Here is a 21,107-nt window from a genome sequence, read left to right as displayed (position 1 = left end):
ATGGCGCCTAAAACATGCGGGGCTTAGATTTCGCTATTTAGCAAACCAACCAAGCCGGTGACTTTTTCGTTCCAAGAATTAAGCTCTTGCTGCAACTGTTGGTTTTGTGCATTCAGGGCTGACGTCTTTTGTTTCTCTTCTTCGAGTTCCATTTTTAAAAGCTCGATGGTTTCAAGCGTAGTCTGGATTTTGGTTTCCAGTTTGGACAGTAATTCAAGGCTCATCTGGAGAGTCCTATGGTTTCTGGATGGGAGCCTGATTCTAGCAGTGCCAAGAGTATAAGGAATAGCAATTCTTATCGTTTGCTTAAAAAGTGGGCTAACACGCCACACTAATCTGGTTGGGGTAGCATTTATTGCTAAATAGTTGCTGCTTTTGTGGTTTATTGTGAACAAAAGCGGTTGAAGGAGCGAGTGGCTCACCGGCTATTTGCTATCGGTTGTTAGCTCCCATAATATCGCGCTATTGACCATATACCACAGTGGGCCGCGCCGGTATTAGGCGTCACAACACTGTGATCACTTTTTTATTAAGATGACTTTCGAGGTTATACCATGAGCATTACCCGTATCGATGTTGGCGCTCGCATGAGCAGCATAGTGATCCATCAAGGCACTGTGTACCTATGCGGCCAAGTTGCCAAGGATAAGTACCAGAATATCACCGAGCAAACGATCACTATGCTAGAGGAGGTCGACACCCTGCTGGTGCAGGCCGGCAGCTCCCGTGAACATCTCTTGTCAGCCACCATCTACCTAAAAGACATGGGTGACTATGATGCCATGAATGCGGTGTGGGATGCGTGGGTACCTACTGGACATGCGCCTGCCCGCGCCTGCGTTCAGGCCGCGATTGCCGAGCCGGAATATTTGGTTGAAGTGTCGGTGATTGCTGCGCTGGCGCAGCCTTAGTCGAGCCACATCCGTTATGCCATTGGCCAGCTCTTTGCGGTCACCGCAGGTTAGGTGCGAGCCTTGGCTCCTTGAGGCCGACGGGCAGGCGAGCTGATTAAGGCGAGCTGATTAAGGTGAGGCAAGGCCTTACCTTGGTCACTGTATTTACAGGTTTATTTTCAGGACACCTTAGGTTAGATGGGGTAGGGCTATTGACTTTATTCCTGCCGCTACCTAGTCTGCTTATTCAGTAACCAAGGTGGTATGCAATGGAAATAAAATACAATTTAAAACCTGCGTCCGAGCGCCGTACTGAGCCATTTAAGCCCGAGGGAAGTGTGGGCTTTGGTAGCCTCAGAACCGACCATATGTTTTTGATGGATTATTACGATGGGCAGTGGCAAGACCCGCGCATCGTGCCCTATGGCCCATTTGAGATGGCGCCCGGTGCAATGGCATTGCACTATGGCCAGTCGATCTTCGAAGGCGCCAAAGCCTTTATGCATGAGGATGGGGAGATTTACACCTTCCGCCTGAATAAAAATGCCGAGCGGATGAATCGTTCCGCCGATATTGTGTGTATTCCCAATATTGATGAGCAGATGCAACTCGAGGCGATCAATGCCTTAATCGATGTCGATCGCCTGTGGTTTCCAATGCAAGAGGGAGCGTGTTTATACATTCGTCCCTTTATTTTTGCCACCGAAGATCGGCTCTCGGTGAGCCCCAGTTCACGCTATACCTTTTGTGTGGTGCTTAGCCCAAGTGGCGCTTATTATGCTGCAGGGGTGAATAAGGGCATTCGCTTACTCATCAGTAAAACCTACCACCGCGCGGTATCGGGCGGGACCGGCTCTTCTAAGGCGGCGGGCAATTATGCGGCGTCACTGCGCGCGGGCAAGGCGGCAGCGCAATTTGGCGCATCCCAAGTGCTTTATCTTGATGCGAATAATCAGCAGATTGAAGAAGCGGGCGCGATGAACCACTTCCATATTTTGAAGGATGGCACTGTCATCATTCCCACTTTTACCGATACCATTTTGAAGTCGATTACCTCGCAATCCATTATGGAATTAGCAGAGATGCTCGGCTGCGAGGTGCGCCAAGAAACCGTGATGCTCGATAAGTTTATTGCCGATATCGAGGCGGGTGAGATTATTGAGGCGGGCGGCTTTGGCACGGCGGCGGTGGTCTCGGCCGTTGGCTCTTATATTTTTGAAGATGGCCGGATTGTGACGGTTGGCGATGGCGAGGTGGGTGAGCATATTCAGCGGATTTATAAGCTGTATACGGATATCCAAAAGGGTTATGTGCAAGGGCCTGAAGGTTGGGTTAAGCGGGTTGAGCGCATCGCTCCCGCCCCAAGGCCGTATATTGCGTAAGCCACTGGCCCTGCCCAACAACGTGGGTCTGTGTTGTCACAGCCCACACCTCGCGGTTAAACACAAAGCGCCTACATGGCGCTTTGTGTTTAAATGAGCGCTACTCGTGCGCGCTGGCTTCGGGCGCTTATGCCGGCACTTATACGGGCACTTTGACCACGCCTTCCATCAGTACCCGAGCGCTGCGGCTCATTAGCGCCTTCACCACTGTCCACTCCCCATTGACCTGGGATGCCTGCGCGCCTACCCGCAGCGTGCCAGAGGGGTGGCCAAACCGTACCGCTGTTTTTTGGCCGCCGCCAGCGGCTAAGTTCACTAAGGTGCCGGGAATGGCCGCCGCTGTCCCTATCGCTACCGCGGCAGTGCCCATCATGGCATGGTGCAGTTTGCCCATCGATAGCGCACGCACCAGTAAATCAATATCCTCTGCCGCTACGGTTTTGCCGCCGGAGGCGATATAGCGTTTGGGCTTGGCGACGAGGGCAATTTTGGGGGTGTGCTGGCGCGACGCGGCCTCCTCAAGCTGGGTAATCAACCCCATTTTGAGGGCACCGTAGGCGCGGATAGTCTCAAATTTGGCCAGCGCCGCGCTGTCGTTATTAATATCATCCTGTAATTCGGTGCCCTGATAACCCAGATCTTCGGCGCGGATAAACACTGTGGGGATCCCCGCGTTGATGAGCGTTGCATCAAAGCTGCCAATGCCGGGCACTGTTAACCTATCCACCAGATTGCCCGTGGGAAACATGCTGCCGCCGCCATCGGCTTCTTCAGCGGCGGGGTCGATAAACTCGAGCTGGATTTCGGCGGCGGGAAAGGTCACACCGTCGAGCTCAAAGTCACCGATTTCTTGCACTTGCCCTTGGCTGATAGGTACATGGGCGATAATGGTTTTGCCAATGTTGGCTTGCCAAATGCGCACGGTACACACACCGTTTTGCGGGATGCGTGCAGCATCCATCAGGCCGTGACTGATGGCAAAGGCGGCCGCCGCCGCGGTTAAATTGCCGCAGTTACCACTCCAATCGATAAAAGGTGCATCGATAGCCACTTGGCCAAACAGATAGTCGACATCGTGATTTGCTTGAGTGCTTTTAGATAAAATCACGGTCTTGCTGGTGCTGGAGGTGGCGCCGCCCATGCCATCGATGTGTTTACCGTAAGGATCGGGGCTGCCAATGACCCGAAGTAAGAGGGCATCCCGCGCAGGGCCGGGGATTTGGGCTGGGGCAGGCAGATCCTCAAGGCGGAAAAACACCCCCTTGCTGGTGCCGCCACGCATATAACAGGCAGGGATGCTGATTTGTGCAGGATACTTTGTTGCGCTCATACTGACTCCCATTGCCCCGCCAGAGACTGGCGGAGCGTTTGACTGAGGTTGGGCTTAAGCTCTGCTAGGCTCAAGCGAGGTTAGGCTCAAGCGAGATTGAGCTTAAGCAAGGTTCGATTCGAGAAAATCCTGGGCGAAGCGTTGCAGTACGCCGCCCGCCTCGTAGATCGAGACCTCCTCGGCGGTATCGAGGCGGCAGGTAACGGGTACGTCAACACACTCACCATTTTTACGGCGGATAATCAGGGTTAACCTTGCTCTTGGGGCGATGTCACCATGGACATCAAAAACCTCTGTGCCATCGATGCCGTAGGTGGCGCGGTTGTCACCTACGTTAAATTCCAGCGGCAACACCCCCATACCGACTAAGTTCGTGCGGTGAATGCGCTCAAAGCCTTCGGCCACAATCGCCTCCACCCCTGCTAAACGCACACCTTTGGCGGCCCAGTCGCGGGATGAACCTTGGCCGTAGTCGGCGCCGGCGATAATGATCAGCGGCTGCTTACGTTCCATGTAAGTTTCAATCGCTTCCCACATGCGGGTGACGATGCCTTCGGGTTCGATGCGTGCCAATGACCCTTGTTGAACTTTGCCATCAACCCGCACCATTTCGTTTTTCAATTTAGGGTTAGCAAAGGTGGCGCGCTGCGCGGTTAAGTGATCGCCCCTGTGGGTGGCGTAGGAGTTAAAATCCTCCTCCGGCAAGCCCATCTTGTGCAGGTATTCGCCGGCGGCGCTGTCTAGCATAATGGCGTTCGATGGCGACAAATGGTCTGTGGTGATGTTGTCACCCAATACCGCCAGTGGGCGCATGCCCTTGAGGGTCCGCTCGCCTGCTAATGCGCCTTCCCAGTAAGGTGGGCGACGAATATAAGTCGATTGCGGCCGCCAATCGTATAGCGGGCTGATTTGTTGGCCATAATCGACGGTTAAATCGAACATGGGTTCGTACACTTTACGGAACTGCTCAGGTTTAACGCTGGTGGCAATCACGGCATCGATTTCGTCATCCGATGGCCAAATGTCGATAAGTTTGATGGGGTTGCCATCATGATCGAATCCCAGCACATCCTTTTCAATATCAAACCGTATGGTACCGGCAATTGCGTAGGCGACCACTAATGGCGGCGATGCTAAGAAGGCTTGTTTAGCATAGGGGTGAATGCGGCCATCGAAGTTACGGTTACCGGATAACACGGCGGTGGCGTACAGGTCGCGGTCGATCACTTCTTGCTGGATGACAGGGTCCAGCGCACCACTCATACCGTTACACGTCGTGCAGGCAAAACCAACAATCCCAAAGCCGAGTTGTTCGAGCTCAGGCAGCAGCTTGGCTTCTTCTAAATACAATTGCACCGCTTTGGAGCCGGGGGCGAGGGAGGTTTTGACCCAAGGTTTACGGCTTAAGCCTTTGGCGTTCGCGTTGCGGGCGAGTAGCCCTGCAGCAATGACGTTGCGTGGGTTGCTGGTGTTGGTGCAGCTGGTAATGGCCGCGATAATGACCGCGCCGTCGGGCATGAGGCCCGGCTCGTTTTCAACCACGCCGCTAATGCCGCGCTCGGCAAGTTGCGATGTCGGCACGCGGGCATGGGGATTGGAAGGCCCTGCAATGGTGCGTACTACGGAGGATAAATCAAAACGTAATACCCGTGGATAGTGCACCTGCGTCAAGCTGTCGGCCCACAAACCTGCGGTTTTGGCATAGATTTCAACCAGTTTGACTTGCTCGGCGTCGCGGCCAGTTAAGGTTAAGTAATCTAAGGTTTGCTGGTCAATGTAGAACATGGCCGCGGTGGCGCCAAATTCGGGGGTCATGTTTGAGATCGTGGCGCGATCGCCAAGGGTCAGCGCCGTTGCCCCTTCTCCGAAGAATTCTAAATAGGCGGACACCACTTTTTGCGCCCGTAAAAATTCGGTTAAGGCCAGCACGATATCGGTGGCGGTAATGCCAGATTGCGGCTTACCGATTAACTCTACCCCGATAATGTCCGGCAGGCGCATATAGGATGCGCGCCCGAGCATCACGCTCTCGGCTTCTAAGCCGCCGACACCAATGGCGATAACGCCCAACGCATCCACATGGGGGGTGTGGCTGTCGGTACCGACCAAGGTGTCAGGGAAGGCCACGCCATCACGGGCGTGCACCACCGGCGACATCCGCTCGAGGTTAATCTGGTGCATGATGCCATTGCCTTGGGGGATCACATCAATATTTTTAAAGGCTTTTTGGGTCCAATTGATAAAGTGGAATCTGTCTTCGTTGCGCCGATCTTCGATGGCGCGGTTTTTGGCAAAGGCGTCCTTATCAAAACCGCCAAATTCAACGGCCAGAGAGTGATCCACAATCAATTGGGTCGGCACCACAGGGTTGACCTTGGCCGGATCGCCGCCCTTGGCGGCGATAGCGTCACGCAGACCCGCCAGGTCCACTAAGGCGGTTTGCCCCAAAATATCGTGACAGACCACGCGAGCCGGATACCAAGGGAAATCCAGTTCTTGTTTAAATTCAATAAGCTGTTTTAGCGAATCGCTCAACATGGCAGGGTCGCAGCGGCGCACTAGGTTTTCAGCTAACACGCGCGAGGTATAAGGTAGCTTGGCGTAGGCGCCGGCTTCAATGGCGTCGACGGCTGCGCGGGTATCGAAGTAATCCAGCTTGGTGCCGGGTAAGGGTTTACGGTATTGGGTATTCATAACAGTGCTCATCACATCAGGGCTCATCACATCAGGGCTCATATAGCATCCACACAGGGAAGGTGAGAGTAGAACTGACCTGCGGCTTTACACTCAGCGTCAGTTCCATTTTTTACCGGTTAACGCATGGCAATCGGCACCACTTTACGGGGGCTAACGCCCACATAATCGGCGCTGGGGCGGATGATGCGGTTGTTAGAACGCTGCTCCATCACATGGGCTGCCCAGCCAGTTAGGCGTGAACACACGAAGATCGGCGTGAATAACTTAGTCGGGATAGCCATGTAGTGATAGGCGCTGGCGTGGAAGAAGTCCGCATTGCAGAAGAGTTTTTTCTGTTCCCACATTAGGGCTTCGCAGGCGACGGAGACGCGGTAGAGGCGATCGTCGCCGTAGTCGGCGGCGAGGGTCGCTGACCATTGCTTGATAATGGCGTTACGCGGGTCGCTGTCGCGGTAAATGGCGTGGCCAAAGCCCATGATCTTCTCTTTGCGTTCCAATTTACCCATTAAGATGTCGCGGGCATCGGCTTCATCTTGCATGTCTTGAATCAGTTCCATCGCCGCTTCGTTGGCGCCGCCATGGAGTGGACCGCGCAGCGAGCCTATGGCACCAGTGACGCACGAATGCATATCCGACAGGGTCGAGGCGCACACGCGGGCGGTAAAGGTTGAGGCGTTAAATTCATGCTCGGCATAGAGGATCAGCGATACGCTCATCACTTTGGCATGCAGTGCCGACGGTGCTTTGCCGTGTAAAAGGTGCAAAAAGTGCGCGCCGATTTCAGCGTCATCGGTTTCGGTGTTAATGCGCACCCCATGGTGGCTGAAGCGATACCAATAGCAAATAATCGAGGGGAAGATGGCGAGCAGGCGGTCGGCAATGTCGCTTTGTTGGCTAAAGCTGTGCTCCGGTTCAAGGGTGCCCAGCATGGAGCAACCCGTCCGCATTACGTCCATTGGATGAGTGTCCGCAGGAATGCGCTCTAATACTTCTTTTAAGGCTTGTGGCAGGGCGCGCAGGCCTTTGAGTTTGGTTTTGTAGGCGTCAAGCTGGGCTTGGGTGGGGAGCTCACCGTAAAGAATAAGGTAGGCGACCTCTTCAAAGCTGGCATTTTCACTGAGATCGTTGACATCATAACCGCGGTAGGTGAGGCCGCTACCTGATACCCCAACGGTACTTAAGGCAGTTTCCCCTGCGCTCTGGCCACGTAAGCCGGCGCCTGTGAGTTTTTTTGCTTCTGACATAATCCTTCCCTCTGTTAACACTGTGTGGTTATTGTCAGCTTTAGCTGACCTTTTTGGGTTAATGCTGCAGTTGTAGGGCGGCAGCGCTGGGCGATCTCATTGGGTTATCATTCGAAGCCAGGGTTAGCACTGGCTTCGATGTCATTCACTCGCGTACGAGATCATTTATCTTGGCTAAAAAGCTCATCTAACTTGTCTTCAAAGGCGTGGTAGCCCAAGTACTGATACAGGTCTTTGCGGGTTTGCATGGTATCGAGTACGTTGCGTTGATGGCCATCATGCATCAGCGCTTGCATCACTTTCAGTGCGGCCTGATTGGCCGCGCGGAAAGTACTGAGTGGATAGAGCACCATGTCGGCGCCCGCCTCGGCGAGTGCTTCTTTATTGAACAATTGGGTTTGGCCAAATTCAGTCATGTTCGCCAAAATCGGCGCGTTAACTTGAGCCTTGAAATGGCGATATTGGTCTAGCTCAGTTAAGGCTTCAGCAAAAATCATGTCGGCACCGGCGGCGATATACGCCTTGGCTCGTTCGATACCGGCTTCGAGCCCTTCAACGGCGACCGCATCGGTGCGTGCCATGATCACAAAGTTGGGATCGGTGCGGGCATCGACGGCGGCCTTAATGCGATCGACCATTTCTGCGGTACTCACAACCGCTTTATTAGGGCGATGGCCGCAGCGCTTTTGTGATACCTGATCTTCCATGTGTACCGCGGCCACGCCAATTTTTTCAAACTCTTTGATGGTGCGGGCGATATTAAAAGCGCCGCCCCAGCCAGTATCGATATCGACTAATAAAGGCACTTGCGTGGCAGAGGTGATGCGACCGGCATCAATTAACACATCGTTCATTGAGGTCATGCCCAAGTCCGGTAAACCGTAGGAGGCATTGGCCACGCCTGCGCCCGACAGATACAGGGCCTGAAAGCCTGTTTGTTCGGCCATCAAGGCAAAATAGGCATTGGTGGTGCCAACAATTTGCAACGGTTTTGAGCGAGCGAGAGCTTGGCGAAAACGTAATCCAGCGCTGTGAGTCATAGTGGTGTCCTTGTAGTAAGTGAGCCGCGACGGGTCAGCGACAATGTGCGAGTGTTTCTTTCGCGGCGGCATTGGCTTGCAATTCGAGTAAACGTAATTCGGTGTTTTTACGCCCCTGCTCAATATGGCGGCGCATCAATAGGCTGGCGAGCTCGCCATCGCCTTCGGCGATCGCGGCCGCAATGCGGCGATGCTCGGCAATGGCTTTGACCGGGCGATGCTGAGTTGTGCATTGATAACGGTACATACGCAGCAAGTGATACAGGCCGCCGATTAACGTTTCCTGTAGGTGCTTATTGCCGCTGGCCTGAATGATTTGGTAGTGAAAATCGACATCGCCCTGCTCCTGGAAATAGCTATCCCCTTGCGCGAGCGCGGCCTCTTGAATGGCGAGTAAACTGTCTAATTTGGCTAATTGCTCGGGGGTAATACGGCTGGCGGCAAGTTCACAGGCCATGCCTTCTAGCACGCTACGCAGTTGATATAAGTCGTTGAGCTCGCTCACCGTGAGTTGCGCTACCCGCGCGCCAATATGAGGGGCGCGAACCACTAAACGCTGTCTTTCTAGCGTTTGTAGGGCTTCGCGGGTCGGGCCGCGGCTGATGCCGTATTTTTCGGCCAACGCCTGCTCGTTAATCTTACTGCCCGCGGGCAATTCCCCCTTAATGATGCTGGTTTGGATCTGCACTAACACTTGGTCGGCTAAGGTGGTCGAGGTTTTTTCAGGCCAAGGGGAGGGCATCGGCTTGGCCTTGGGCTCGAGGCGATTATCGCGATCGGGGGTGATATCGTGTTGGTCCATTGGACGGATGACTCTGCGACGGTGTGCCGGAAATGCATAAAAAATAATCCTTTGTAAGGTTTGTGTCAACAATATGTTGACTGCAACGTAAGTGTTTTGTTGATGGAGTTTTAATTAATATATTGATTTAAAGCGATTTATTGTGTTATCGCCTAGTTGTTGCGTGCTTTTTAAATGATGGATTGTCAACAATGGGCGTGAGGCTTGGCCGTGATACGGGAGCGAACAAGGGCGCCCCCCGCCTTTAAAGGTGGTGAATCTAATGACAGCTTGAGTGCTGGCAAGGCCTTGGCTGCAGATAGGTTGCAGACCTTTCGAGGAGGCTGCAACCTAGCGCGATGAGCATTACAGGGCTTGGGTAGGCTTAGTGCGGGTGGGTTGTGTATCTTGCTGTTGCTGCGTTAACAGTAAGGCATGAATTTGGTGATCTTTTTCGGCCCAAAGTTGATTTAACCAACGCTGGAACTCGGCGCGGTATTCGGACTCGGCAAAATAACGGTCGCCATCGACTTGGGGCACGGGCAGGGCGTTGATCCGCACAATAATCTTGCGCACTTTGCCGCTCATTACCCCAAACAGTACGTCCTTGGGCGCATCGGGATAGACTATGGTCATATCCAATAGATTGGTAAATTGCTCACCCATGGCCGAGAGGGTAAAGGCGATGCCGCCGGCCTTGGGACGTAGCAAATGCTGGTAAGGAGAATCTTGGCGCTGGCGTTTTTCCTCGGTAAAGCGGCTGCCTTCAACGTAATTGATAATGGAGGTCGGCATCGTTTTAAATTTTTCACAGGCGCGGCGGGTGGTGGCCAAGTCTTTCCCCTTCAGTTTGGGGTTCTTTTTGAGTTTGGCTGGGCTGGTTCTGTCCATAAAGGGCATGTCGAGCGCCCAACACCCGAGGCCCATAATGGGAACGTAGATCAGTTCTTTTTTAAGGAAGAACTTCAGCATCGGGATATGGTTGCGCAGTAAGTAGGTTTGCGCCGCAATATCAAAGCCGCTCAAGTGATTGCTGATGAGTAAGTACCATGCGTTTTTATCAAGCCTTTCAAGCCCCTGCACATCCCATTCGATATTGGCGATGAGCATGAGGATCCCGCCATTGCAACTGGCCCAAGCCCACATAAAGCGGTTCATTAGCGCCGTCACGGCATTGCGTGCGCTTTGTACTGGCATCAGCATCTTCAATAAGCCACCGAGACAGACGAGTGTCCCCCAAAGGGCGGTGTTGAGGATGAGTAAACTAAGGCTGAGAATAAAGATCACGGGGCCGGGAAGAAAATTCAGCATGTTGGCATAACCTATTCTTGATGTTTTTGGTCTGCGAGCTCACTGAGTACGCGATCCTTGGTGAGCCAGCGTTGATTTAACTGTTCTTGAAAGGCAATTTTATATTCGCGATCGTTCATATAATCACCGCGCATCGCCGGGGTGATATCCGAGATCTGAATGTGCACTTTGACACTGGGGAGTTTACCCGTGAGATAGTCCCAATAACTGGGCACGTTTTGTGGGTAATAAATGGCCACATCCACTAATTTGTGGATTTGCTCACCCATGGCCGAGAGCGCGAAAGCCATGCCGCCGGCTTTGGGTTTTAGCAGGTGTTGAAATGGCGAGTTTTGCCGCTGGTGCTTGGCTTTGCTAAAGCGGGTGCCTTCGACAAAGTTCATCACACTCACAGGTTTCGTTTTAAACTTAGCGCAGGCTTTACGAGTGATTTCGATATCTTTGCCTTTGAGTTTGGGGTTCTTTTTGAGCTGTGCTGTGCTATAGCGGCGCATAAAGGGAAAGTCCAGCGCCCACCAAGCAAAGCCGAGGATCGGCACAAAAATCAGTTCCTGTTTGAGGAAAAACTTAAGAAACGGAATTTTACGGTTAAATACCCGCTGTAAAATCAAGATATCCACCCAAGATTGGTGGTTGGCGATCACCATATACCACTCTTGGGTTGAAAACTGGCTATCGCCACTGAGCTCAATCTTGACCGGATGTAGGCCGCGCTCAATCACGCCATTAACGCTGATCCAGCCACTGGCACAAAAATCCAGAAAGTAGTTTGCTGCGGTTTTGCAGGGCGCGAAAGGGATCAGTTTGACAATACTGCCCAAGAGAATAGGAATCGCCCATAAGATGGTATTGACGACATACCCTAAGAAAGCGATAGCGCCTTTGATCTGTGACAACAGCGTCCCCATGAGTGCCTCCCTTATAAAAATTGGAGGCCTATGTTACTCGGTGTCAGCGTTTGGCTCAATCATAGCTCAGCTGGTCGGGGCAATTGTTTTTATTAATATTGTTGGGATAAGCGCGCCAGCAACCTGTCCATGGCGCGGTAGCCTAAGGCTTGGGCTAAGTGGCGCCGCTCGGTATTGGGCGCTTGTTCGAGATCCGCAATGGTGCGCGCAACCCTTTGTATCCGATGAAAACTGCGTACCGATAACCCCAGCTTGACCACGCTTTGTTCTAAAAACACCAGATCCGCATCGCTCAGGCCGCTCACGCTCTTAAGCTGTTTACCGGTGAGCTCGCTGTTGAGCACGCCCGCTCTGGCCAGTTGTCTTTCCCGCGCCTGTTTGACTCGGTTGGCGATGGCGTCGCTGGTCTCGCTAGGCGCGCTGGCTTGAGTGAGGGTGCCCGCAGGTAACTTGGGGACTTCAATAGTAAGATCAAACCTGTCTAAAAATGGCCCTGATAACCTTGCAAGGTAGCGCTGGATTTGCTCGGGTGTGGCGCGATGCTGGCTATCAATATCCCCGGTTGGGCTTGGGTTCATGGCGGCAATCAGCTGAAAACGGCTTAAAAAGGTCAGCTTTGCGGCCGCCCGCGAAATCACCACTTCGCCGGTTTCCATCGGTTCACGCAGGCAGTCGAGCACTTTGCGAGGGAATTCGGCCACTTCATCTAAAAATAAGACGCCGCGATGGGCGAGGGAGATTTCACCGGGCCGTGGAAAACTGCCGCCGCCGACAAGGGAAATGGCGGAGCTGGTGTGGTGGGGAGCACGAAAGGGGCGCTTATAAAAATGCTGGGGCTTAATATCGAGTCCGGCGACCGAATGGATCGCGGCGACCTCTAGGGCCTCTTCATAGGTTAACGGTGGCAGTAGCGCCATCATCCTGCTGGCAAGCATGGTTTTGCCCGTGCCCGGAGGGCCAAGCATCAACAGATTGTGATTGCCTGCGGCGGCGATCTCGAGGGCTTGCTTGGCCTGATATTGACCAATGACATCGCTTAAGCATGGGGCAGACTCCCTCGCAGCGTCTTCTAGCCATAGGGGGGCGCTGTCAAGCTCAGGCAGCGGCGCTTGCCCTTGTAAATATGCCGCAAGGCTTTGTAAGTGGGTGCCAAAGAGTACCTTATCGTAGCCGACAAGCTCGGCATCGTGGCGATTATCCAATGGCAGCACGAGGCTGTTATCCTGACGTTTGGCGGCAATAATCGCCGGGAGCAGGCCTTGGCAGTAACGAATATGCCCCGACAGCGCCAGTTCGCCAACAAATTCGACATGTTGTAAGTTGTTGAGCGGAATTTGCTCCGAGGCGGCGAGTATGCCAATGGCGATGGGTAAATCGTAACGGCCGCCTTGTTTGGGGAGATCGGCTGGCGCGAGGTTAACGGTGATCCGGCGCATGGGAAATTCAAAGCCGGCATTGATGAGGGCGCTGCGCACCCGCTCGCGCGCTTCCTTTACCGAGGCTTCCGGTAGCCCCACCAGATTGAAGGCGGGCAGGCCGTTACTCAGATGCACTTCGACCGTGACTTCCGGAGCCTCGACGCCGCAACTGGCGCGGGTACGGATACAGGCTATCGCCATAACCAAATCCTTTTGTTGATCTTTTTATGCAGAGTTTGAGTGTAGCAGCAATTGGCCGGATGGCGTTGCAATCTGGATTGACGGAGAAGTCCGTGTTCGATGAACCGCCTCCTTAAGGGGCGATGCGCCCAGCTTAAGGAGGTGATAAGTGCCTCGTGTCGTCAGTACTGATGCAGTAAAGGCTTTTGCAGTCGACGCTTATGCAGTCACAGCTTAGCAGTAAACGGTTAGGCGTTAGCGTTGCTGATAAGGTAGCTTAAATAAGCTAAATAACTGAGTATCAGTATCGCGCCTTCACGGCGGCCAATGCGCAACTTCGACCAAGCGAAAGGTAAGATCACTACCGCGAAGGCGAGCATAACGATAAAGTCGAGCGGTTGAAAACCTTGACCTGAAACAGGGTAAAGGACCGAGGCTATTCCTAAAATCCCCAAAATATTAAAGATGTTAGAGCCGACAATATTGCCAATGGCGATATCACTTTGCCCTTTTAGCGCGGCCAATACCGAGGTCACTAACTCGGGCATGCTGGTGCCAATCGCGACAATCGTGAGGCCAATGACCACTTCGCTCACGCCGAACACTTTGGCTAAATCCACGGCGCCATTGACGAATAACACGCCGCCACCGACTAGCATACCGACGCCTACCATGATAAAGAGCAGGGAGAGCCAAGGGCTTTTAGGGCCTTCTTCAACAACTTCACCATCGGCATCGTGAGTATGTTTGGCGCTGTAGTAACTAAAGGCGACATAGGCCAGCAGCAGCGCGATGAAAATGCTGCCGTCGAGCAGGCTGAGCTCACCATCTAACAGCAGACCCCAGCACAGTACAGATGCGAAGATCATGATGGGAATGTCGCGCTTCACCATCTCGGACTTGACTTGAATGGGGCGGATCAGCGCAGTAAGGCCGAGGATAAAGCCGATGTTCACTATGTTAGAACCGACTACGTTGCCGAGGGCGATGCCGCTGTTGCCCGCGAGCGCCGCCTTTACGCTCACGGCAAGCTCAGGAGCGCTGGTGCCAAAGGCGACTATGGTTAAGCCAATCACCAAGGGGGTGATGCCTAAACGCAGTGCAATTGTGGTTGCGCCGCGCACGAGGGCCTCAGCCCCTAAGGTTAAAATGAGAAAGCCACCGATAATTGAAAGTGCAATTAACATGTTTTTACTCTATGTGTGGTTGTTTAGGTTGAGTGTATCGGTTGTGATTAACGTTCTGTTATGTTGATTGTTATTTGTCGCTGGTTCTTGGTTCTTGGGTTTGGTTTTTGTCCGTATCGTTACCCCCACGCCAATTGGCGTAGGGTGTGTGTGGGTCATTCGTGTTAAGCCAGCTCGTCTTCCCAGCGCACTTGGCCACCACGGATACCGTCAACCCGTTCACTAAAGGCCTTTTCAAGCACGTGGCGCTTAATTTTTAAGGTTGGGGTGAGCACATCGTTTTCGATGGTCCAAGGCGTGCTGACCACCACAATGGCGTCCACATGCTCATGGGACTCGAGGTGGGGGTTAACGCTATCGAGGGTTGCTTTGAGCGAAGTGCGCACTTCTTCTCTCGCCTGTAGGTTCGCGCCTTCGGATAACTGCACTAATGCCACCGGGTGGGGCAGGCCTGAACCAATCACGCAAATCAACTCGACATGGGGATCTTGGGCCAATTTACGCTCGATTGGCACTGGCGCGACGTATTTGCCTTTGGCGGTTTTAAAATTGTCCTTCACCCGGCCGGTGATCGTCACGCAGCCATCGGCATCAATTGAGCACAAATCGCCAGTGTGGAAAAAGCCATCGGCATCAAAGGCAGCGGCTGTCGCTTCGGGTTGTAGATAGTAAGCTGTCATTAACCCTGGACTCTTGATGAGAAGCTCGCCATCTTCCCCTTGACGAATTTGACAGTCCTGCACCGGTTTACCGACGGTACCAATTTTACGGACATCAAAGGGATAGTTGATGATGGAATAGGCGCAGTTTTCTGTCATTCCCCAAGCTTCACAAATGTCGAGACCGATACTGTGATACCAGTGGATCAGTGATGGCGGAATTGGCGCCGAACCTGAGCCTAAGAGTCGGCACTTATCTAAACCCAGGCCCTTGTGGATTTTGTGCTTAACCAAACTGCTGATGAGAGGGATTTTTAAGAGTAAATTGAGCTTCTTAAGACCTACTTTATCAATAATATTTTTCTGGAATAGGCTCCATAAACGCGGCACCGAGAAAAATACTGTGGGTCTTGCGCGCTGCACATCCGCGACAAAGGAATCGAGGCTCTCAACAAAGGCCACCGAGCTGCCCGAGTAGAAGGAAGAGCCTTCAATCGCAACTCGCTCAGTGATATGGGCTAAGGGTAAATAGGACAGTAGTCGATCTTCGTCATTGGTGCGTAAATCGCGCACCACCGCTTGGCAGGTCCAGCCATAGCTGGCAAAAGTTTGGATTGCCCCTTTGGGTTGCCCAGTGGAGCCGGAGGTATAAATGAGCGTCATGATCTGCTCGGGCTGAGGATAGGGCACATTTTGCAGGGGCTGGCCTAATTTGAGTAGCTGCTCCCATTGATACTGCGCCGGCATCGTGTCGTAGGGCATGGCAAGGCGCAGTAATTCACCGCCCACCCCTGCCTCTTGATCGGCCCAGTGGTCAAGCTTGCCTAAAAAAATCGCTTTTGCGCCACTGTGTTGCAGTACATAACGTATAGTATCGGCGTTCGCTGTGGGGTAGATTGGCACGCTGATATAGCCGCCATACATCAGGGCAAGATCGGTGATAAACCATTCGGCGCAGTTTTTAGAGAGCACGGCAATTTTATCACCGGCCTCAAAGCCTAAATGGTGCAGGGCGCCCGCTAACTGTTGCACCTTTTCTTGCACTTCCGCCCAAGTAAAATCAAGGTATTGGCCCTTGATAGGTTGGCGTAAATAGACGTGATCCCCCTGAGTCTTAGCCCAGTGTGCTAGCATCTCAATTGGTGTCTTTATCGCGGTATTCATAGGCAATTCCCTGTTCTTACTTGTTATTTTTTACTTCACCCTGTGTCCCAGTATGGCGATTTTTGTGATGTTGCGCAAATGGTTTACTGGGGATTCAAAGAGTAAAATGAGGCGTAGAGCCTACAAGGGGAAAATGAAAACAAAATGAACCTAAGAGAGGTCAGAGGTCATGCCATTGACGCAAAAAAGGCGCCTTGGCGCCTTGGTATTATGACTGTGGGGGGGAGTCGCTCGCTGTTGAGCTAATGCTGGGGCCTATAACTCCATCACCCCATCCATCTCAACCTGTGAATCCTTCGGCAATTGTTTCACCCCAATCGCGGCGCGGGCTGGATAAGGCTGGTTGAAATAGCGGCTCATGATTTCATTCACTTTGGCGAAGTGGCCTAAGTCGGTCAGGAAGATATTGAGCTTAACGATATCGTTGATCGTGCCGCCCGCTGCGGTACAAACAGCGGTTAAGTTTTCAAATACTTGCACGACTTGCGCTTCAAAATCGTCGCTCACGATTTGCATGGTGCTTGGCACGAGCGGAATTTGGCCGGATAAATACACAGTGTTGCCCACTTTTACCGCTTGTGAATAAGTGCCAATGGCTGCTGGGGCGTTTTCAGTCGCGATAATGATTTTTTCTGCCATGATGCTCTCTCTAGTCATGAGTTAATTAACGATTACGGGATGTGCGTAGCACCTCGGGAAGCACTCGAATGCGGCGCATCACGTTGGCTAAATGGATCCTGTCTTTTACCGAGATACGCAGGTTGATCAAATACACCCGGCCATCGCGCTCTTCGGTACTTAAATTGTGGATGTTGGAACCTTCGGCGGCAATAATCGAGGTGATTTTTGCCAATGCCCCTTGGTGATTGACAATTTCTACACGCAAATTAGCTTGGTATTCAACGCCTTCAACATTGTCCCATTGCACCGGAATGTACTTATCGGGCTCGCCTTGATAGCCACGAATGTTGGCGCAGTTTTCCATGTGGACCACTAGGCCTTTGCCCGGGCTAACGTGGGCGATGACCGCATCACCAGGGATTGGACGGCAGCAGTTGGCGAAGGTAACGAGCATGCCTTCGGCTCCGCGGATGGGCATGAGATGGGTATCGCGGTTGTCTTGATGGTCTAGATTATCGCCAATTAAACGCTGGGCGATCACTATACTCATCGCATTACCGAGGCCAATATCGGCCAGCAGCGCGTTTAAATTAGCGTGCTTAGTATCGCGCACCACTTTGTCGATTTGCTCAGGAGCAATGCTATCGAGCTTAGTTTTACCTAATGCGTGATTGAGCAAGCGGCGGCCAAGGGCGATGGCATCGTCACCTTTAAGGCTTTTTAGCACTTGGCGAATTTTGGCGCGCGCTTTACCTGTAACCACGAAATTGAGCCATGCGGCATTGGGCCGCGCGCCTTTTGCCGTAATAATTTCAACAGTTTGGCCAGATATTAGCGGTTGGCTTAAGGGATAGGCTTGGCGATTAACACGGGCACCAACGCAGGTGTTACCCACGTCGGTATGCACTTCATAGGCAAAATCGACGGCGGTGGCATTCACCGGTAATTCGAGAATGCGGCCTTCGGGGGTGAACACATAAATCTCTTCGGGGAAGAGTTCAGTCTTAACGTTTTCGACAAACTCGAAGGAACTGCTGGCGCTTTGTTGCAATTCGAGCAGGCTTTGCATCCACTTACGAGCGCGCACTTGAGTGGTGGTCCCTTGACCCGTCTGAGCGCCACCCTTATAAGCCCAGTGCGCAGCAACCCCCTTATCGGCCATTTGATCCATGTCTTCGGTGCGAATTTGGATCTCTACTGGCACGCCATGGGGACCAAACAACGAGGTATGCAGCGATTGGTAGCCGTTGGCCTTGGGGATGGCGATGTAATCTTTAAAGCGACCGGGGCGCGGCTTATACAAACCGTGCATGGCGCCAAGCACGCGGTAGCAAGTGTCAATGGAGTCGACGATCACCCGAAAGGCGTAAATATCCATGACCTCTTGAAATTGCAGCTCTTTACTGCGCATCTTGTTGTAGATGGAGTAGAGATTTTTCTCGCGGCCTTTGACTTTGCCTTTAATGCCGGCATCGTTTAGACGAGTTAACACGGCGGCCTCAATCCCTTGGATGAGCTCTTTACGATTGCCGCGCGCCGCCTTGACCACTTCTTTTAACACGCGATAGCGCATGGGGTAATAGGCTTGGAAGCCTAAGTCCTCTAACTCGGTTTTGATATTGTGAATACCAAGGCGGTTAGCGATGGGGGCATAGATTTCGAGGGTTTCGCGAGCGATACGACGGCGTTTGTCAGGGCGCAGCGCGCCTAAGGTACGCATATTGTGGGTTCTATCGGCAAGCTTGATGAGGATAACGCGGATGTCCTGCGTCATCGCCATCATCATTTTGCGAAAGTTTTCGGCCTGAGCCTCTTTTTTATCGCGAAACTTCAGCTTATCGAGTTTTGACACCCCTTCGACCAGTTCCGCCACCGATGCCCCAAAGAGTTCGGTTAAATCCGCGCGGGTGACTTCAGTGTCTTCGATGGTGTCGTGCAGCAATGCGGCCATCAGCGTCTCATGGTCAAGACGCATTTCGGCAAGAATGCGAGCCACTGCCACCGGATGGGTAATATAAGGCTCGCCACTCGTGCGCATCTGCCCTTCGTGGGCATCACGCGCAACTTGATACGCCTGCTTGAGCAGTTCTACCTGTTCAGGCTCTAAGTAACCGGAAGCAGACTCCTTTAGACCTTCAAACAGATACAAGTGGCAGCGCTCCTTTTACCTAAACAGGGGGACGTAAGGCTTAGAGTGAACGACCTTCAGCAATCGCTGCAACCGCGGCAATTTCAGCGGCTTCGCGCTCACGCACGGTTTGACGCTCATCAGCATCTAAAGTGTGAGCGTTGACTAAGCCCAGTTCGATTTCACGCAGGGCGATAACCGTTGGTTTGTCGTTCATCTCTTCAACCATTGGGTCTTTACCTTGCACGGCGATTTGGCGAGCACGACGCGCTGCAACCAGGATCATATCAAAACGGTTGCCGATTTGTTCTACGGCGTCTTCTACAGTTACGCGAGCCATGTGTTGAAACTCCAGTTTATCTAGGGAAAAAATGACGCAAAATTGTACACTAAGGCAGTTAGTCTGCCAACAGATCGTTAAGCATATCATTTTGCGCGTGGATCTGACTAGCACCTGTTAAGCGTTGACTGCGAATGATCGCGCGCAGATCGGCAAGGGCGGTGTCAAAATCGTCATTGACGATAATAAAATCATATTCATTGTAGTGCGACATTTCGGATACGGCCTGAGCCATACGGCTGGCGATCACTTCGAGGCTATCTTGGCCACGGCCGGTTAGGCGGCGTTCTAGCTCTTTTCTTGAGGGGGGCAGAATAAATACGCCGATGGCCTCTGGCATTAAGGCTTTGACTTGCTGGGCGCCTTGCCAGTCGATATCAAGAAACACATCAATCCCTTGGGTGAGGGTGTGTTCGATAACATGGCGTGAGGTGCCGTAGTAATTGCCAAATACTTCAGCCCATTCGAAAAAAGCATTGTCAGCAATCAGTGCTTTAAATTGCTCGCGATTAACAAAATGATAGTGTTGACCATCGATTTCGCCGGGACGCGGATCGCGGGTAGTATGAGAGACAGAAACCTGCATGTCGGCCGGCTTGTCTTTTAACAGTGCCGAGATCAGCGAGGATTTACCAGCACCACTCGGGGCTGACACAATATATAAATTTCCGCGTGCGGTCATGAGCGAGATATCCAGTTTGTTAACGCAATAAGGGCTCAGAAAGCCGTGCATTATACCGATTTTGCCGCTAAAAACGCTAGGCTGTTGATCTGAGTTTTAAGTCTATTTTAGTTTTAGCGGGTTAATATGGGCATTTTTCTTGGGTCAGGGCCTTATGCCACTGACAATAGTGTATAAATTCGTTACGCTCGTGCCGTAAGGTCTGCCATCGTGGCCTATGGGTTGGGATTATTCAACAATAAAGGAAGGGTCGTGCTGTTAAAATCGCTTTTTTGCCTGCATGGGCGTGATTCTCGCGCTCGCTTTGTTCTCATCAGTGTTGGGGTGTACGCCGCTATTTCGCTTGCCTTTGCCGTGTTTGGGGCTGACTTTCTGATGTATTTCATTGCGCTGGCAGGCCTGCCGCTGTTGGCGCTCACCAGTGTGCGCCGCAGTGTCGATGCCAGTAAGCCTCGGTTGTTGGCCGGCTTATTGTTTCTGCCGCTACCCATTTACCTAGCACTGTTGCAGGTCGGTGCGCCGCCCTTTATTGCGGCGCTCGGTTTAGTGCTCGCCTTGGGTGCCACGGTTTGGGGGGCGCGTTTGCCGCCGCAGACCTGTGTGGACTACCGTTTGGGCTACTATGGTCCGGCGCTTGAGCTTGCGCTGCAGCAGGCGGTGCCCCGGCGCCGGGTTGAGCCTGTGCTGGCGGGGCACGCCGCTCAAGGCCAGACTCGTACGGCCCCCGTGGAGGCGCACGCCGCGGTCGATATGAAGGCAGGCGCGATTGAAGCGCATGCTCGCAAGGCGGCTGATGTTGAAGCGGTTGCTGGTGATCGTGATGCCCAAATCCTGCGCCGTGATGAGCTGCGATTTGATGCGTTGACTCGCATGGCGCCATCACCTGTTGAGCTGATGGTGCAAGACGCCATTATTGATGGCTCGGCTGAGGCGACTCATCCGAGCCGCGTTGAGTCCGCTTTTATTGAGCCGCTTTTTGCCGAGCAGAGGACCGGTGAGCCTGTGCGCCGTGCATCGCGAGCCGCGGATGAGGTGGAGTGGCGGATTGACTCAGAAGATCGCCATGCTGAGCCGCAAGAGCTTGAGGACGGCGATGATGCCGAAGAGGTGCGCCGTCGCCGGGCTGAGGATAAAGAATCCGG

General features: G+C 52.9%; 17 protein-coding genes and 1 pseudogene. 3 read left to right on the top strand and 15 right to left on the bottom strand.

Features of this window, described 5'->3' with window-relative positions:
- Positions 1–23: 23 nt before the first annotated feature.
- Positions 24–224, bottom strand: a complete 201-nt coding sequence (gene zapB / locus ACRCZA_RS01930) for a cell division protein ZapB (RefSeq protein WP_438672795.1) — start codon at positions 222–224, stop codon at positions 24–26.
- A 330-nt stretch (positions 225–554) separates the two neighbouring features.
- Here zapB and ACRCZA_RS01925 point away from each other — a divergent pair, with 330 nt between their 5' ends.
- Both ACRCZA_RS01925 and ACRCZA_RS01920 read left to right on the top strand, forming a co-directional pair.
- Entirely contained in the window at positions 555–911 is a 357-nt protein-coding gene (locus tag ACRCZA_RS01925) for a RidA family protein (RefSeq protein WP_438672794.1), read from the top strand.
- Between the two features lie 251 nt (positions 912–1,162).
- Positions 1,163–2,275, top strand: a complete 1,113-nt coding sequence (locus ACRCZA_RS01920; RefSeq protein ID WP_438672793.1) for a branched-chain amino acid aminotransferase — start codon at positions 1,163–1,165, stop codon at positions 2,273–2,275.
- Positions 2,276–2,414: 139 nt separating this feature from the next.
- Here ACRCZA_RS01920 and prpF read toward each other — a convergent pair whose 3' ends face one another.
- The 14 genes from prpF to gmk form a co-directional block, all read right to left on the bottom strand.
- The gene (prpF, locus tag ACRCZA_RS01915; protein WP_438672792.1) at positions 2,415–3,605 is read right to left on the bottom strand and encodes a 2-methylaconitate cis-trans isomerase PrpF; all 1,191 of its coding nucleotides are present in this window, start codon (positions 3,603–3,605) and stop codon (positions 2,415–2,417) included.
- A 102-nt stretch (positions 3,606–3,707) separates the two neighbouring features.
- Positions 3,708–6,311 carry a Fe/S-dependent 2-methylisocitrate dehydratase AcnD gene (gene acnD / locus ACRCZA_RS01910; RefSeq protein ID WP_438672803.1) on the bottom strand — a complete coding sequence of 868 codons (2,604 nt, stop codon included), beginning with the start codon at positions 6,309–6,311 and terminating at the stop codon, positions 3,708–3,710.
- Between the two features lie 107 nt (positions 6,312–6,418).
- Positions 6,419–7,546, bottom strand: a complete 1,128-nt coding sequence (gene prpC, locus ACRCZA_RS01905) for a bifunctional 2-methylcitrate synthase/citrate synthase (protein ID WP_438672791.1) — start codon at positions 7,544–7,546, stop codon at positions 6,419–6,421.
- A 161-nt stretch (positions 7,547–7,707) separates the two neighbouring features.
- Entirely contained in the window at positions 7,708–8,586 is an 879-nt protein-coding gene (gene prpB / locus ACRCZA_RS01900; protein WP_438672790.1) for a methylisocitrate lyase, read from the bottom strand.
- Between the two features lie 34 nt (positions 8,587–8,620).
- Positions 8,621–9,328, bottom strand: a complete 708-nt coding sequence (locus ACRCZA_RS01895) for a GntR family transcriptional regulator (RefSeq protein ID WP_438672802.1) — start codon at positions 9,326–9,328, stop codon at positions 8,621–8,623.
- Positions 9,329–9,733: 405 nt separating this feature from the next.
- Positions 9,734–10,678 carry an acyltransferase gene (locus ACRCZA_RS01890; protein WP_438672789.1) on the bottom strand — a complete coding sequence of 315 codons (945 nt, stop codon included), beginning with the start codon at positions 10,676–10,678 and terminating at the stop codon, positions 9,734–9,736.
- 11 nt (positions 10,679–10,689) lie between these two features.
- Complete coding sequence (locus ACRCZA_RS01885) at positions 10,690–11,586, bottom strand: acyltransferase (RefSeq protein ID WP_438672788.1); 897 nt, start codon at positions 11,584–11,586, stop codon at positions 10,690–10,692.
- Between the two features lie 92 nt (positions 11,587–11,678).
- Positions 11,679–13,205 carry a YifB family Mg chelatase-like AAA ATPase gene (locus ACRCZA_RS01880; RefSeq protein ID WP_438672787.1) on the bottom strand — a complete coding sequence of 509 codons (1,527 nt, stop codon included), beginning with the start codon at positions 13,203–13,205 and terminating at the stop codon, positions 11,679–11,681.
- A 227-nt stretch (positions 13,206–13,432) separates the two neighbouring features.
- Complete coding sequence (locus tag ACRCZA_RS01875) at positions 13,433–14,371, bottom strand: calcium/sodium antiporter (RefSeq protein ID WP_438672786.1); 939 nt, start codon at positions 14,369–14,371, stop codon at positions 13,433–13,435.
- Between the two features lie 164 nt (positions 14,372–14,535).
- A complete protein-coding gene (locus ACRCZA_RS01870) occupies positions 14,536–16,194 on the bottom strand; it encodes an AMP-binding protein (RefSeq protein WP_438672785.1) in 1,659 nt (552 codons plus the stop codon).
- Between the two features lie 255 nt (positions 16,195–16,449).
- Positions 16,450–16,833 (bottom strand): RidA family protein, encoded by a 384-nt coding sequence (locus tag ACRCZA_RS01865; protein WP_438672784.1) that lies wholly within the window; start codon positions 16,831–16,833, stop codon positions 16,450–16,452.
- 25 nt (positions 16,834–16,858) lie between these two features.
- On the bottom strand, positions 16,859–18,964 hold the full coding sequence (gene spoT / locus ACRCZA_RS01860; protein WP_438672783.1) for a bifunctional GTP diphosphokinase/guanosine-3',5'-bis pyrophosphate 3'-pyrophosphohydrolase: 2,106 nt from the start codon (positions 18,962–18,964) through the stop codon (positions 16,859–16,861).
- A 40-nt stretch (positions 18,965–19,004) separates the two neighbouring features.
- On the bottom strand, positions 19,005–19,283 hold the full coding sequence (rpoZ, locus tag ACRCZA_RS01855) for a DNA-directed RNA polymerase subunit omega (protein ID WP_007651394.1): 279 nt from the start codon (positions 19,281–19,283) through the stop codon (positions 19,005–19,007).
- 58 nt (positions 19,284–19,341) lie between these two features.
- Positions 19,342–19,965, bottom strand: coding sequence for a guanylate kinase (gene gmk / locus ACRCZA_RS01850; RefSeq protein ID WP_438672782.1), 624 nt, complete (start codon positions 19,963–19,965; stop codon positions 19,342–19,344).
- Between the two features lie 252 nt (positions 19,966–20,217).
- On the opposite strand from gmk, the pseudogene ACRCZA_RS01845 reads away from it, so the two are divergent.
- Positions 20,218–21,107 (top strand): annotated as a pseudogene (locus ACRCZA_RS01845) (hypothetical protein); the annotation flags it as partial.

It is taken from the genome of Shewanella sp., from assembly GCF_051658185.1.
GTDB lineage: Bacteria > Pseudomonadota > Gammaproteobacteria > Enterobacterales > Shewanellaceae > Shewanella.
This window is presented reverse-complemented; position numbering and strand designations above follow the sequence as displayed.

What these genes read in the sequence shown, in the direction of transcription:
- zapB (WP_438672795.1), bottom strand. Translation starts at nt 224, where the DNA reads ATGAGCCTTGAATTACTGTCCAAACTGGAAACCAAAATCCAGACTACG.
- ACRCZA_RS01925 (WP_438672794.1), top strand. Translation starts at nt 555, where the DNA reads ATGAGCATTACCCGTATCGATGTTGGCGCTCGCATGAGCAGCATAGTG.
- ACRCZA_RS01920 (WP_438672793.1), top strand. Translation starts at nt 1,163, where the DNA reads ATGGAAATAAAATACAATTTAAAACCTGCGTCCGAGCGCCGTACTGAG.
- prpF (WP_438672792.1), bottom strand. Translation starts at nt 3,605, where the DNA reads ATGAGCGCAACAAAGTATCCTGCACAAATCAGCATCCCTGCCTGTTAT.
- acnD (WP_438672803.1), bottom strand. Translation starts at nt 6,311, where the DNA reads ATGAGCACTGTTATGAATACCCAATACCGTAAACCCTTACCCGGCACC.
- prpC (WP_438672791.1), bottom strand. Translation starts at nt 7,546, where the DNA reads ATGTCAGAAGCAAAAAAACTCACAGGCGCCGGCTTACGTGGCCAGAGC.
- prpB (WP_438672790.1), bottom strand. Translation starts at nt 8,586, where the DNA reads ATGACTCACAGCGCTGGATTACGTTTTCGCCAAGCTCTCGCTCGCTCA.
- ACRCZA_RS01895 (WP_438672802.1), bottom strand. Translation starts at nt 9,328, where the DNA reads ATGCCCTCCCCTTGGCCTGAAAAAACCTCGACCACCTTAGCCGACCAA.
- ACRCZA_RS01890 (WP_438672789.1), bottom strand. Translation starts at nt 10,678, where the DNA reads ATGCTGAATTTTCTTCCCGGCCCCGTGATCTTTATTCTCAGCCTTAGT.
- ACRCZA_RS01885 (WP_438672788.1), bottom strand. Translation starts at nt 11,586, where the DNA reads ATGGGGACGCTGTTGTCACAGATCAAAGGCGCTATCGCTTTCTTAGGG.
- ACRCZA_RS01880 (WP_438672787.1), bottom strand. Translation starts at nt 13,205, where the DNA reads ATGGCGATAGCCTGTATCCGTACCCGCGCCAGTTGCGGCGTCGAGGCT.
- ACRCZA_RS01875 (WP_438672786.1), bottom strand. Translation starts at nt 14,371, where the DNA reads ATGTTAATTGCACTTTCAATTATCGGTGGCTTTCTCATTTTAACCTTA.
- ACRCZA_RS01870 (WP_438672785.1), bottom strand. Translation starts at nt 16,194, where the DNA reads ATGAATACCGCGATAAAGACACCAATTGAGATGCTAGCACACTGGGCT.
- ACRCZA_RS01865 (WP_438672784.1), bottom strand. Translation starts at nt 16,833, where the DNA reads ATGGCAGAAAAAATCATTATCGCGACTGAAAACGCCCCAGCAGCCATT.
- rpoZ (WP_007651394.1), bottom strand. Translation starts at nt 19,283, where the DNA reads ATGGCTCGCGTAACTGTAGAAGACGCCGTAGAACAAATCGGCAACCGT.
- gmk (WP_438672782.1), bottom strand. Translation starts at nt 19,965, where the DNA reads ATGACCGCACGCGGAAATTTATATATTGTGTCAGCCCCGAGTGGTGCT.